The sequence below is a fragment of the Pseudomonas sp. S06B 330 genome, assembly GCF_002845275.2.
In the GTDB taxonomy this organism is placed as follows: domain Bacteria; phylum Pseudomonadota; class Gammaproteobacteria; order Pseudomonadales; family Pseudomonadaceae; genus Aquipseudomonas.
This window is the reverse complement of record NZ_CP088149.1, coordinates 3,234,006-3,248,182: the sequence shown is the minus strand read 5'-3', so window position 1 is coordinate 3,248,182 and position 14,177 is coordinate 3,234,006. Positions and strand designations below refer to the sequence as shown.

General features: G+C 61.5%; 9 protein-coding genes. 6 read left to right on the top strand and 3 right to left on the bottom strand.

The window, feature by feature from the left end; translation table 11 throughout:
- The 5 genes from CX511_RS14480 to CX511_RS14460 all read left to right on the top strand — a co-directional run bounded on the left by CX511_RS14480 (position 1) and on the right by CX511_RS14460 (position 8,224).
- Positions 1 to 1,596, top strand: a complete 1,596-nt coding sequence (locus tag CX511_RS14480; protein ID WP_045186060.1) for a VWA domain-containing protein — start codon at positions 1 to 3, stop codon at positions 1,594 to 1,596.
- Entirely contained in the window at positions 1,593 to 2,897 is a 1,305-nt protein-coding gene (locus tag CX511_RS14475) for a BatD family protein (RefSeq protein ID WP_045186062.1), read from the top strand. Before CX511_RS14480 ends, CX511_RS14475 begins: the two co-directional genes overlap by 4 nt.
- Before the next feature lie 42 nt (positions 2,898 to 2,939).
- A complete protein-coding gene (locus tag CX511_RS14470; protein ID WP_045186064.1) occupies positions 2,940 to 3,938 on the top strand; it encodes an HAD family hydrolase in 999 nt (332 codons plus the stop codon).
- Positions 3,939 to 4,040: 102 nt separating this feature from the next.
- Positions 4,041 to 5,606 (top strand): arylsulfatase, encoded by a 1,566-nt coding sequence (locus CX511_RS14465; protein WP_045186066.1) that lies wholly within the window; start codon positions 4,041 to 4,043, stop codon positions 5,604 to 5,606.
- 146 nt (positions 5,607 to 5,752) lie between these two features.
- Entirely contained in the window at positions 5,753 to 8,224 is a 2,472-nt protein-coding gene (locus CX511_RS14460) for a fused MFS/spermidine synthase (RefSeq protein ID WP_045186068.1), read from the top strand.
- Positions 8,225 to 8,236: 12 nt separating this feature from the next.
- Here CX511_RS14460 and CX511_RS14455 read toward each other — a convergent pair whose 3' ends face one another.
- From CX511_RS14455 to CX511_RS14445, 3 genes are all read right to left on the bottom strand, one after another.
- A complete protein-coding gene (locus CX511_RS14455; protein ID WP_101292546.1) occupies positions 8,237 to 10,138 on the bottom strand; it encodes a diguanylate cyclase domain-containing protein in 1,902 nt (633 codons plus the stop codon).
- A gap of 102 nt (positions 10,139 to 10,240) precedes the next feature.
- Positions 10,241 to 11,542: a spinster family MFS transporter gene (locus CX511_RS14450; protein WP_101292558.1), complete on the bottom strand. Its 1,302-nt coding sequence runs from the start codon at positions 11,540 to 11,542 to the stop codon at positions 10,241 to 10,243.
- Positions 11,543 to 11,559: 17 nt separating this feature from the next.
- A complete protein-coding gene (locus CX511_RS14445; RefSeq protein ID WP_045186072.1) occupies positions 11,560 to 12,543 on the bottom strand; it encodes a flavin reductase family protein in 984 nt (327 codons plus the stop codon).
- 177 nt (positions 12,544 to 12,720) lie between these two features.
- Here CX511_RS14445 and CX511_RS14440 point away from each other — a divergent pair, with 177 nt between their 5' ends.
- The gene (locus CX511_RS14440) at positions 12,721 to 14,148 is read left to right on the top strand and encodes a coniferyl aldehyde dehydrogenase (RefSeq protein WP_101292544.1); all 1,428 of its coding nucleotides are present in this window, start codon (positions 12,721 to 12,723) and stop codon (positions 14,146 to 14,148) included.
- Positions 14,149 to 14,177 lie beyond the last annotated feature (29 nt).

The window sequence follows — 14,177 nt, the reverse complement described above, 5'->3', positions numbered from 1 at the left end:
ATGGATATCGACCTCAGCGCCTTTCACTTTCTGCGCCCTCTGTGGCTGTTGTTGATTGTGCCCGCCATCGGGCTGCCCTGGAGCTGGGGGCGCCGTCATGATCTCAAGCACCAGTTAAGGGGGCTGATTGCCCCGCATTTGATGGAACCGCTGCTGATCATTCCAGATGACCAGCAACGTGTGCGTCCGGTGCACCTGCTCGCCGCGTTGCTCGGCATGGGCGCCATCGCCGCTGCCGGGCCAACCTGGACCCAGGACACCCCGGACTTTCTCGACAACCGGGCGCCGTTGATCCTGGCGGTCGATCTGTCGCCCTCGATGGATGCCGTAGACGTGCCGCCGTCACGCCTGGTGGCGGCCAAACATAAATTGCATGACCTGATCCAGCGCCGTGGCGGGGCGCGCACAGCGCTAATTGCTTACGCCGGCAGCGCGCACCTGGTGTTGCCCGCCACCGAAGACCCGGCGCTGCTCGACACCTTTCTGCAGGCATTGTCGACCGACCTGATCGAGCAATCCGGCAAGGACGTGCTTGGCGTGATCGATCAGGCGAAAAAGCTGCTTGATGCCGAAAAAATGCCTGGCACCCTGCTGTTGGTCACCGATGGTGCAGCACCCGAGCAGTTTGACGACATTTCCAAGCGCTTGTCCGGCAGTGACCTGCAAGTGCTGGTGCTGGCAGTCGGCAATACCGACGGCGGCGTGTTGCTCGATGCCAAGGGACGCCCGCGGGCTTCGGATGATGGCCAACCCGTGCAAGCGACCTTCGATACCCAAGCGTTGAAACACCTGGCGCAAGCGGCGCACGCGCCACTGGGCAGCCTGACGCTCAACGATGACGACCTGGACTGGATCACGCTGCACGCGCAGCAACACTTCCAGGCAGTGCAAGGCGATCAGCAACAGGTGCACTGGAAGGACGCAGGCTATTGGCTGTGTTGGCCATTGGCCTTGATTGCGCTGTTGTGCCTGCGGCGCGGTTGGCGGGTGAACTGGGTCGGATTGCTGTTGGTGGCTGCACTCAGTGCGCCTGCCGACTCGGTGCGCGCAGGGGCATTGGCCGATGCTTTCTTCACCCCTGACCAGCAAGGGCGCTGGGCCTTTGAGCAGGGCCATTTCCCCCAGGCTGCCGCGCATTTCAGCGACCGGTACTGGAAAGGTGTGGCGGCCTATAACGCGGCGGACTACCCTGTGGCGCTGGCCAGCCTTGCCCGCCTGGACAGTGCCGCAGCGTACTTTTACCTGGGCAATATCTACGTGCGCTTGTTCAAGTTTCCCCAAGCCATTACGGCTTACCAGCAGGCACTGCAAAAGCAGGCAAATTTCCCCCAGGCCAAGGCCAACCTGGCCCTGGCCCAAGCCTTGCTCAAGGACTACGAGGACCAGCAACAGGCCGGCACCCCGGATGAGAAAGCCGACAAGGTGGTCGAGGACCAAACACCCAGCCAGGGCGCGCAGCAAAAGCAGGTCAGTACCGCGCAAGCCGCCTCGGATCAGCTGTGGTTGAACAACCTGACGACATCGCCGGCGCAGTTCCTCAAACGCAAGTTCACCCTCCAGAATGCTGAGCGCCAAGCGATTGGGGAGACGCCATGAGACGCATCGTGATGCTCTTGCTGCTGTGCGTGCCATTGCTGGCGAACGCCGCTGCCGAGGTGCGCGTGCAAAGCCGCCTGGTTCCTCAAACGGGTGTCGTGGTCGGCGCAACGGTGAGCATGGAAGTGGATTTACTGGTGGACACCTGGTTTACCGCCGCGCCGGTTCTGCCCAAGCTGGAGTTGCCCGGTGCTGTAGTGACCCCGCCCAGCGGTGAGGCGCAGCACCTCAATGAGAAGCTCGATGGCAAGACCTTCTTCGGCTTGCGCTACACCTACCAGATCACACCACAGGCCGCGCAGTCGTTCACCATCCCGGCATTGGCCTTCCAGGTGCAGCCGGGGCAGGGCAGTGGAGTGGTGACGCTCAACAGTCAGCCATTGACGTTTGCCGCCAAAGCACTGGCGGGCGCTGGCAATCAACCGCGCCTAGTGGCCAATGAGGTGTCTATCGAACAGACGCTGCAGCGCTCCCATGAGCCGTTGCGGGTGGGCGACAGTATCACTCGGCAGTTGACCATCGAGGCGCAAGGCGCCCAGGCGATGTTAATTCCACCACCGTCCTTCGCTCAGGTTACGGGCCTGAAACGTTACCTGCAGTCCCCCACGGTGGCGGCCTTGAGTGATGGCCGTGGTGGGGTTTCCGGTGGCAAGCGCGAAGACAGCGTTACCTATGTGATCGAACAGCAAGGGTCGCATAGCCTGCCGGCCTTTACCGTTCAATGGTGGGACGCTAGCACTAGCGAAGCCCGCACCGCGACGGTCGAAGCCGTGAACTTTGTAGCTGACAAAGGTAGCTACAGCGCGCCATTTGATATCAATGAGGACCTGCGCGCCCTTGGCCGTCAGGCCCATGTGCGCATTGCCGGGCACTGGCTGTTAGTGTCGGCGATAGTGCTGGTGGGCGCGTGCCTGTTGTACTGCGCACGCCCATGGGGGCGCGCTGCTGTAGCGTGGTTGCGGGGCTGGCGGGAGAACCGGCGTCGTACCTGGCTGGCATCGGCAGACTACGCCTGGCAGGTGCTGCGCCGACAGTTGAACGGCTCCCCGCTGCAGTTAGGTGGGCTCTATCTTTGGGTACGCCGCAGTAGCGGCAAGCGCACCCTGTCTGATTTTTCTGAAGAATTGTCCGACACAGCAGTAAATCGTTCACTAGACTTGCTCAAGATTCGTTATGCCCCTAGCGATTCGGCCGAGGCTGCCCCCGCCAATCTGGTGCAATCGCTGGCGGTATCACGGCGGGAGTTACGCAAGCGCAAGGTCGCCGATCCGCAGCATGGATTGCGGCCATTGAATCCCTGACTCGCATGAGTAAGGTACGAGGGAACTGCTCAAGGACGTTGTATGCCCCTACTTCTTCAGATGCGTTGGCTGATCAGTCTATGTGTACTGGTACCGCTGCTGGTGCAGGCAGCCGACCCTATGCCGTCTTGGTACAACGGCACCTCGCGCCAGGCCATCGAGCAGTTTGTCAGTGCCGTCACTACCGAAGGCAGCAAGGAGTATGTGCCGACGGCTGAACGCATTGCGGTGTTCGACAATGACGGCACCTTGTGGAGTGAGCAGCCGATCTATTTCGAGGTGCAGTTCGCCCTGGATGAAGTCAAGCGTCTGGCGCCGCAACACCCAGAATGGAAAACCCAGCAACCGTTCAAGGCGGTTCTTGACGGCGATCAGAAGGCATTGGCTGCCAGTGGCATGGACGGGTTGCTAAAAATAGTCGCAGCGACTCATTCCGGCGTCAGCACCGAGGCGTTTATCGCCCAGGCCCAACGTTGGCTCGCCACGGCGGTTCACCCCAAAACCAAGAAGCCCTACACCGAGATGGTCTTCCAGCCGATGCTGGAGTTGCTGGAGTACCTGCGCGCTAATGGCTTCAAGACCTACATCGTGTCGGGCGGCGAAGTCGCGTTCATGCGGGCGTTCGCTGAGGAGGTGTATGGCATTCCCCCGGAGCAGGTCATCGGCACGACCCTGGCCTCGCGCTTTGACGACAACAAGGGCACCCTGACCATCCAGCGCCTGCCCAAGTTGCTCCACAACGATGATGGCCCGGGCAAGCCGGTCAGTATCGACACCGTCATCGGTCGCCGGCCGATCCTGGCATTCGGCAACTCCGACGGCGACCTGCAAATGCTGCAATGGACCAAGGCCGGTAGCGGCAAGCGCTTTGCGGGGCTGGTGCATCACACCGACGCCAGGCGCGAGTGGGCCTATGACCGCGACAGTAAAGTCGGTCGCCTGGACAAAGCGCTGATAGCCGCCAACAAAGAGGGTTGGACCGTGGTTGATATGGCCCGCGAGTGGCGCCGCGTCTATCCCTTCGACAGCATCGAGGACTAGTAAACAAGAAACCGCAGGCGCACAAGGAACCTTGAGCAAGGTACCTCTGGTGCACGTAGTCGTGGCGGATGCCAGTAAACGTGAGACGGAGAAAGTGGCCCTATGAAACTCAGTAGACGATGGATAACAACAATGACCCTTGCCGCGAGCGTGGCGGCGGTCATGAGTGGCGCGCAGGCCGCAGAAAAACCCAACATCCTGGTGATCTTTGGTGATGACATTGGCCAGACCAATATCAGTGCCTACGGCAAGGGTGTGGTGGGTTATCAAACGCCCAACATCGACCGGATTGCCAAAGAAGGCATGATGTTCACCGACTACTATGCCGAGAACAGCTGCACCGCGGGTCGCTCTTCCTTCATCACTGGTCAGACACCATTGCGTACCGGCTTGTCCAAGGTCGGCATGCCAGGCGTACCGGTTGGCTTGCAGGACCGCGACATTACCATCGCCCAAGCCCTCAAGGCCCAAGGCTATGCCACCGGCCAGTTCGGTAAAAACCATCTCGGTGACCGAGACGAGTACCTGCCGACCAACCATGGCTTTGACGAGTTTTTTGGCAACCTGTACCACTTGAACGCCGAAGAAGAGCCGGAGCGCGAGCTGTGGCCCAAAGATGACCCTGAGTTCCTCAAGGCCGCATCGCCCCGTGGTGTGATCAAGTCCAGCGCTGACGGCAAGATTGAGGACACCGGTGCGCTGACAAAAAAGCGCATGGAAACCATCGATGACGAGACCACTCAAGCGGCAATAAACTTCATCGACAAACAGGTTAAGGCGGACAAGCCGTTCTTCGTCTGGATGAACACCACCCGCATGCACCTGTACACCCATGTGCGCGAAGAGTTGCGCAACAAAAGCGGCATGCCGGGCAATGAGTACGCCGATGGCATGCTCGAGCACGACGCCGATGTGGGCAAACTGCTTAAAACCTTGGATGACCTGAAGATCACTGATAACACCATCGTGGTGTACACCACTGACAACGGGCCGAACCAGTTCTCTTGGCCGGATGCGGCGACCACGCCGTTCCGTAACGAGAAGAACTCTAACTGGGAGGGTGCCTATCGGGTCCCGGCGATGATTCGCTGGCCGGGCAAGGTCAAACCCGATGTGATTTCCACCCAGATGTTCTCAGGCCTCGACTGGTTCCCGACGCTGCTGGCAGCGGTGGGCGACACCGACATCAAGGAGCGTCTGCTCAAGGGTGCCGATGTGGGCGGCAAGAACTTCAAGGTGCACCTGGACGGCTACAACCAACTGGACTATCTGACCGGCAAGGCCGACAAGAGCGCACGTAACGAGTTCTATTACTTCAACGATGACGGTGAGTTGGTCTCCATGCGCTTTGGCAACTGGAAGCTGGTGTTCTGTGAGCAGCGCGCCCCCGGCGGTTTTGCCGTTTGGAGCGAACCGTTCACTTGCCTTCGGGTGCCGAAACTGTTCAACCTGCGCATGGACCCGTACGAGCGGGCAGACGTGGTGTCGAACCAGTATTACGACTGGTTGACCAAAAACACTTATCTGCTGTTCCAGGGCGAACGCAAGGCGGCAGCCTTCCTGCAGACCTTTGTTGAGTATCCGCCAAGCCAGCGTCCGGCCAGCTTCAGCATTGACCAGGTCCGCGCCGACGTAGATAAGAAGATTGCAGAGAAAATGAAGCAGTAAGGCAGTGCCAGCGCCCGTCAGTGACGGGCGCTTTCTTTTTACTTGTTTTTCGGTCGCGATGTTGGCGCCGATAAGGTCGATTGATGCCCTCAGCTGTCAGTTCCTCTGAACGCCAATCATCCCTTGCAGAGCCGGCGGACCAACGCATGCCCCTGCACATGCGCGTGCCCGCGCTATTGCTGTGTGTATCGGGTGCGGCGGCGTTGGTCTATCAGGTACTTTGGGTCAAACAACTTTCGCTGGTGGTGGGGGTGGAGGTATATGCCATCACCGCCGGTATCAGTGCGTTTTTCGCCGGGCTGGCCTTGGGCGGCCTGGTGTTCGGCCGCTGGGCCGATCGGTTACGCCGCCCGGTCAGGCTGTATGCCTGTCTGGAACTGGCGGTGGCGGTGCTCGGGGTGTTGAGTACCCTGGCGCTGGCTAACTCAGCCGGGCTGTTCGCGCGCCTGGAGAATCACGTAGGGCTGCTTGCCTGGCTGGTACCGTTTCTTCTGGTGGGGGCACCTGCGTTTCTCATGGGCGGTACGCTGCCAGTGCTGGTGCGTGCCCTGACCCCCGCACAAGGGCAATTGGCTGAGGCGGGAGGGCGTCTGTATGCCGCTAACACGGCCGGCGCCATTGCCGGCACCTTGCTGGCCGCCTTTGTGCTGCTGCCCCAAGTGGGGGTTACCGGCAGTGCGCTGGTGGCGGCGTCGCTTAACGTGCTGGCCGCTGCTGGCGCTTGGATTGCCCGCCGCCGTGATGAGCACACCCCCCTGAACGTTCAGGCCGCTAGCGCGCCGCGCTCCCCGGCGGCACGACTGGCCATTGCCCTGTACTGCGTGGCGGGTGGCGTCGCGCTGGGTTATGAAGTGGTGTGGACACAATCAATTGTGCAGTTCATGAGTACCCGTACCTTCGCCTTTTCAGTGGTGCTGGCCACGTACCTGGCGGGCTTGGTGCTGGGCAGCGCACTGTATGCGCGTCGCGCTGATCGAATCCGCGACCCTTGGGGGCTGTTTGGCTTGCTGATCGCGCTGGCAGGGCTACTGGCGCTGGTACAGATTGCCGGGCTGGGTCGCTGGCTGATCAGTGCCCAGACACAGGTAGAAGCGCTGGTGCTGCACCTGACCGGGAATGAGCTGGCCGGCATGTGCGCGCGCTTTGCCACGGCGGCGCTGTCTGTAGTGTTTTTGCCGACCACGGTACTGGGCGCTGCTTTCCCGCTGGCGCTGCGCCTGAGTGTCGACAGCCAGCAAGTGGGGCGCGATGTCGGTGCGGTGGTCGCGCTCAACACCGTAGGCGGCATTATTGGGGTGATGTTGACGGGCTTCGTGCTGGTGCCCGGTGTTGGCCTGGTGCGAACCTTGGTGGTGCTTGCACTGGTGGCGGCGGCAGTGGGGTGCGTGGCCGTCTGGCGTGGCCAGGCCGTGCCGCGCGGGATGCGCATGGCGGTCCTCGGCGTCAGCTTGAGCACTGTGATCATCGGTGTGTTGACACCGCCACAGCGCTTGGCCGAACTGCTCCCAGGTGCACGCAGTGGCCACCTCACTTTCTATGAAGAAGGTCGTGGCGGTACCGTTGCGGTGGTCGCCCAACAGCGCCAGAACCGCAGGTTCAACCGGCTCTACATTCAAGGCGTATCTAACACCGGTGATGCCATGCCGTCGCTGCGTTACATGCGTCTGCAGGCGCTGTTGCCGCTGTTGATACACCGCCAGGAGCCGCGTTCGGCCATGGTGATCGGCTTTGGCACCGGGATCACCGCAGGTGCCCTGTTGCGTTATCAGGGGCTGGAGCGGCCGGTGGTGGCCGAACTGCTGCCTGAAGTATTGGCTGCAGCGCCGTTGTTCAAGGGCAATTTCGACGCCAGAAATGACCCGCGCCTGGACATTCGCCTGCGTGACGGCCGTCGAGAACTGTTGCGCAGCGCCGAGCGCTACGACCTGATCACCCTGGAACCGCCTCCACCTTCAGCTGCCGGTGTGGTCAACCTGTACTCGCAGGACTTTTACCTATTGGCCGCGTCACGGTTGGAGGCGGGCGGTATTGTCGCTCAATGGTTGCCGTTGCCGACGCAGAATACTGATGACAGTCGCTCGCTGGTGCGCAGCTTCCTCAATACCTTTCCCCATGCCTCGTTGTGGACCACCGAGTTTCACGAAATGCTCCTGATTGGCTCGCAGGCACCGCTGGAGCTGGACGCCGCACGTATCAGCCAGCGTTTTGCGCAACCTCGCGTGCGCGCTGCGCTGGCTGAAGTCGGGGTCGACTCGGTCAGTGCCTTGCTCGCTACCTGGGTGACCGACCGCGAAGGTCTTGAGCGCTTTGCCGGCAGCGCCGAGGCCGTTACCGATGACCGTCCGCGCATTGAATATGCGCCCTGGGTACGTTCTGGGGAGATCACCCGGGTATTGCCGCAACTGCTCTCCCTGCGCACAGCGCCGCCGCTGATCAATGCCGACGCGGCCTTGCTGGGCGCCGTTGAAGACCAGTGGCACGTGCTCAAACGTTTCTATGGGTTGACGCTCCTGGCCTACAACGGCAATCGCCAAGGGTGGGCGCGGGAAGTCCGGCAACTGATGCAAACCGAGGCGGGCAACCCGTATTTTCGCTGGTTCATCGGTGGCGGCCAATGAAGCGGGGCCAGCTCAGCACCGCGCGCTGAACAGCACCGCTTCGTTTCTCCCGCGCTTGGCCTGGTACATGGCTTGGTCGGCCGCCTTGATCAGGCTGTCGATGTCCTGGGCGTGCTGCGGGTAGACGGCAATGCCGATACTCGGGGTGACGAAGTCGATCTGCAGCGCATCCAGCGTTACCGGTTGCCCCAGTGCAGCCAGCAAGCGTTGCGCCAATCCTTGGGCACCGGCGGCGTCGGCAGTGAGAATCAAGGTGAACTCGTCACCGCCCAGGCGATACGCCTGATCGGGTTTGCGTACAGCGCTGCGTAGTCGTTGTGCCATCTGTACCAGCAAAGCATCGCCGACATCATGGCCAAAGCTGTCGTTGACCTGTTTAAAACGGTCCAGGTCAATGAACAGAAGTGCCAATGCGGCGGGTGCTTCGTCGAGCCGTTGCTGCAGGTGTTCGTAGAAGGCCTTGCGGTTGCCCAGGCCGGTCAGGGCATCGCGGTAGGCGATATCCAATAGCTGGCTTTGGTACTCCACATGGCGACTGACATCGTGGAGGATGCCGCGGTATCCGCGAATTTCGCCCTTGGCATCGAGGATGGTCGACAAGCGCGTTTCGTAGTGGCAGAGACTGCCATCGACGCGCCGCAAGCGCCCCGACATCACCTGTGAGCGGTTGTCGTCGATGCTGTTGAGCAGTGCTAGGAAGCGTTGATTGGCGTCGTCATCGAGCAACGTCTGGACGCGTATACCTACCGGAGAGTGTGATTTGTAGCCCAGCAACTGACAAAAGGCGCGGTTCACCGAAACGATCTCACCGTTGGTATCCAGTTCGAAATAGCCTTCCTCGATGGCTTCGAGGATCGCCCGGTCGCGTGCCTCACTCTGTTCGAGACGTTCAAGGGTCTGGTTGGCTTCCTCGGCGAGGTAGCCCAGTTCATCCTGGCCGCTGTCGCTCAACCGCGCGCCGGTAACATCCGGGCCAATCCTGGCGAACTCATCGTGCATGCGCGATACCCGGCGCAGCAACAGGAACTCCAGGCCAAGGTAAATCAGTAACCAGGCCAGCAGTGCTACGGCTGTCGAGACCACCAGAAACAGGTTGATTGCCTTGCGGCCCTCGTTGTAGAGCCGACGTTCGCGGGTCAGCTCCAGCACCAGTTGTTGCTCATTGGGGCTGTGACTGAACAACAATGCAACTTGCTGATGACGCTCATCCGGCACGTGCCGGCTACTGATGGAAATCTGATCTTGATCCGGCCCGCTGGTCGCAGCCTGGGCACTATCACTGGCGGTGTAGCGCTCAGCCGGGACCACTTGCAGGCTTCCTTTGAGCTCGGCTTGCAAGGTGTTTATACGGCTGGCGTCGAGCAGGTGGCCCGCGACCAGGGTACGGCGTGCCTCACCTTGGTCCGGCGTTAAGGTGACACTGGCCAGGATCAGCGGAACGCCGGCGAGCACCACTAGTTCAACCTGAGACGCTTGCGCCGTGTGGCGTTTGCTCAATTGTGTCGCGCGCTGGCGGATACTGCTGCGCAAATTGTTCAGGTCGGCGTGTTGTGTGGTTAGCAACAGCGGTCGAGTTGCCAGGTCGATAGGCCGCCATTGCTCCAACTGCAAGGTGCCAGTGGCCTCCAGTTGCAGCAAAAAGTCGAAGTTCAGTTGTTCCAGTGTTGCCTGCTCCACGGCTTGCACAGGCATTTCGGCGGCCATTTGCTGGGCGAGGCGCTGCAAACGGTCCAGGTCGAAGTTGATGCTGTTGCTCATCAACGCCCGCAAGCGTTTGGCTTCATTGAACAGCAACAGTTCGTCCTCTCGATCGAGGCGGTCAAGCATCATCGTTTGCGACAACACATAAACCAGGCCCAAGGTCAGGGTCAGGGGCGGGACGAACAGCCAAAGCAGCTTTTTGCGGAGGGTCATGCGCACAGTTTCCGTAGGATCACAGCCGTAGCCTTCAGCCCAGGAGTCTAGTCAACCACAGGGGCGTAAGGGAAGTTGTCAGGCCAGTGACGCCAGGCGTGCTCACCTGCGGCCATAGCCAATCGTGCGGGCATGCACGGCTGTGCGCCAGAGCAGGAACAACGCGCCGAGCAACGGCAAGCTCACCAGCACCAGCGCATACCGTAGCGACTGTGCAGCGAACTGTGGCACCAGCAAGTCGCTGAACACGCCGGTCAACAGCGGCCCAATGCCGACCCCCAGCAGGGTGCTGACAATGGTCTGCAACGCCATGGCCGTGCCGCGGCGATTGGACGGCACCAGTTGCGTGACCAGGTTATAGGACGGTGCCACCCACCAGACCACGAAGAAACTGTACAGCGCGCACCAGAGCATGGCGGTGGGGATCGGTATGCCAGCCAGTTGCATCAACACGCCAGCCGGCCACAGCAGGTAGATGATCAATGCCGTCAGGGCGGTGAGATTGCCCAGAACTGGAATGAGGATCTGCCAGTGCGGACTGCGGTGGCTCAAACGGTCATTGAGCCAGCCGGCAAACAGGCCGCCGATGCCGGCCGCCACGCCACAGATGACCCCGGCCAGCATGCCGGCATGCTGCAGCGACAGGTCGTGGGAGCGAATCAGGAAACTGGTGTTCCACATGCCGATGGCATAGGAGCTCAAGGTCGTCAGGCCACCGGCCAGGATCAGGCAACGGTAGGCCGGCAGTGCCCACAGGGCGTGGGCCTCGTGGCGCACGCTGAGCAAAGGTGTCGCGGGGGGAGCACTGGCGATCAGATCCCAACGACCGCGCAACGGGTCTTTGACCCGCGCCAGCAATGCACAAAACAGCAGGGCGGGTGCACCGAGGGCGAAAAAAGCAGTGCGCCAGCCGTAGTGTTCAACCACCCAGGCGCCGATGCTCAGGCCAATGATCGAGGAAAAGGTCGGCGCTGCGGTAAAGCAACTGATGGCGAAGGAGCGGCGCTGTGGCGGATACAAATCGGCGATCAGCGACAGGGAGGCCGACGTAGTCGGCGACTCACTCACCGCCACCAGCATCCGCGCAATGGCCAGCACGATAAAACTGCCGGCCAGGCCGCAGGCCATGGTGGCCAAGGCCCAGAGCAGGCACGATAAGGCCAGCAGGCGGGTGCGTGGCAGGCGGTCGACCAAGCGCCCGGCCGGCAGGCCGAGTAGGGCATACACGGCGGCAAAGGCCAGGCCCGAAATCAGCCCCATGGCCGTGTCGCCGACGCCGAACTCGGCTTTGATCGGGTCGATCATCACCGCCAGGATCTGGCGGCCGACAAAGTTATCGGCAAACACCATCGCCAGCAGCAACAACAGGCCATGACTGCGCCAGCCGACCGTGGCGCTCGGCATGCCTTGCGCGTTGGCGGTCAACGCGGCGCCCACAGGTCAGGCAGGCCAGGGTCGCTGACCACAATCAGGCGTTTGAGCAGAACCTTCAGGGCTTGAGCATCGGCCGGGCCCAGTTTGGCGGCCAGGTCTTCTTCCACCAGCTTGGCCAATGCCAGCTGTTGCAAGGAGGCTTCACGGCCGTTGGCGGTGAGCACAAAGCGCAGTTGTCCTGCGTCGCCTTCAATTGCGACCAGGTTCTGCCGTTCAAGAAAGCGCATGCTCGGCAGGGTCACTTGATGGCCGGTGTAGCTGACGAAGGTGTTGATCTCTTCCAGGCTGAGGTTGTCGCGGATACACAGCACCGAGAGAATGAAGAACGCCTGTTCATCCAGTTGCTGGTTGTTAAGTAACAGGCGCAGGGCGTTGAGCAACTGGTAGTGGGCACGGCCCAGCAGATAGCCGAGCAAATCTTCGGTGTAACTGCACTCCGGTGGCGGCGGGGTGGTGGCCAGGCGTAGTTCACTGCGTGGCTTGCGCGTGGCCAGGGCGTATTGGCCGCTCTGGAATGCCAGCGGCGCACGCTCGCTGTGGTCGAACGCGAGCACTTCGCCGACGAAGATCACATGATCGCCGCCTTCATACTGGAATGCTGTGCGGCACTGGAAGCGCGCGGTGCAATCCTGCAACAGCGGTGCTTCACTGACGCCGTTGTCAAACTGGATTTCGGCGAACTTGTCCTCACCCTGAGTTGCGAACCGTCCGGACAGTTGCTCCTGTTCGGTAGACAGCACATGGACGTTCCAGTGCTTGCCATTGCTGAACACCGGCAAGCTGCGGGCTTTTTTCGACAGGCTCCAGAGCACCAGCGGCGGGTTGAGTGACACCGAGTTGAAACTGTTGGCGGTAATGCCCACCGGAGAGCCGTCTTCGGCCTGGGTGGTGATGATAGTGACCCCGGTGGTGAAGGTGCCGAGCGCGGTGCGAAAGGCCTGGGGGTCGAAACCGATGTTTGGCGTTGCCATGACTGACCTCATGGGGTGGGATTTTCGTGATCCCAGTATTGGTCGCAGGCCGTGTGTACACATCGTCTTAACGGACTAACGCAGATGCCGGGTAATCGTCCGATCGGACGAGGCGCAGGCCCTTGCTCGCCGCTAATGTGGCGCCAGCCACCACCCATGCGAGCCAAGGGGAACCCGATGACTTCATCCGTAGATACATTGACCCGTCTGCTGGCCAGCCAGAAGCAGGCCTTCAACAGCGCTGGCGCGGTCAGCGCGCAGACGCGCCGCCAGCGCTTGCAGCAGGTGATCGAGTTGCTGGTGCGCCACCATGCCCAACTGACGGAAGCGATTGACCTGGATTTCGGCGGCCGGCCTGCCGGCTTTTCGCTGATGAATGATGTGCTGGGCGCCCTGGCTTCGCTCAAGCACGCCCGCGACCACCTTGAAGGCTGGATGCAGGATGAGCAGCGCCAGCCGTTTGCACCCTATGATCTGTTGGGCGCCGAAGCCTGGGTGATGCACCAGCCCAAGGGCAGCGTCGGTATCATTGGTACCTGGAATGCGCCGTTGTACACCTTGCTCAGCCCGCTGGCCTCCGCCCTGGCGGCGGGTAACCGGGCCATCCTCAAACCGTCCGATGTGGTGCCGCGCACCGCGCAGTTGCTGGAGCAGCTGTTTGCCGAGCACATCGACCCGCTGGACGTCGCGGTCATTACCGGCGATTCGTCAGTGGCCAAGGTGTTTTCCGCGCAGCCTTTCGATCACCTGGTGTTCACCGGCAGCACCGAGGTCGGGCGTTCGGTGATGCGCAACGCTGCACAAAATCTGGTGCCGGTGACCCTGGAGCTGGGCGGCAAGTCGCCGGTGATTGTCTCGTCCAGTGCTGACCTTACGCGTGCTGCCTTCAGTATCGCCGTGGCCAAGGCCAGCAACGGCGGGCAGATCTGCATCAACCCGGACCTGGTCTATGTACCCGAGGCCAGCCTCGAAGCGTTTCTCCTTGCTTTGCGCAGCGCCTACTCAGAGCTCAACCCGACGGTGGCCGGCAACCCGGATGTCGTTGCCGTGGTCAATCAGCGCCATGTCGAGCGGGTGGAAAGCTATGTGCAGGAGGCGCGCAACCTGGGCGCACGGGTCGAATGCCTGCCTGAGGCTGTACCGCTGGATATCGGTGATCGTCGGCGTCCGCTACAGGTGGTGATCAACCCACCGCATGACAGCCTGATCATGCGTGAGGAGATTTTCGGCCCGGCGCTGGTGGTGCTGACCTATCAGCAACTTGATCCGGTACTGGCCGACATCAATGCGCGGCCACGGCCGTTGGCGCTGTATTACTTCGGTGCCGACCTGGACGAGCAGCGTCATGTGCTTGAGCACAGCCTGTCTGGCGGCGTGACCATCAACGAGGTCATGATGCATGCGGCCATGCACGACGCGCCTTTCGGCGGAGTCGGGGCTTCTGGACTGGGGCATTATCACGGTCGCGAGGGCTTCCTCGAATTCAGCCACATGCGTACCGTGTTCAAGGCCCCGGCCCATGACCCGCGTCGTGAGTGGGGTGTGTTGCCACCTTACGGCGAGCACTACCTGGCGGCGATGTCCGCGATGGTCACTGCCGATTGATAGTCCCACCCCGTCGATGCCCGATTGTT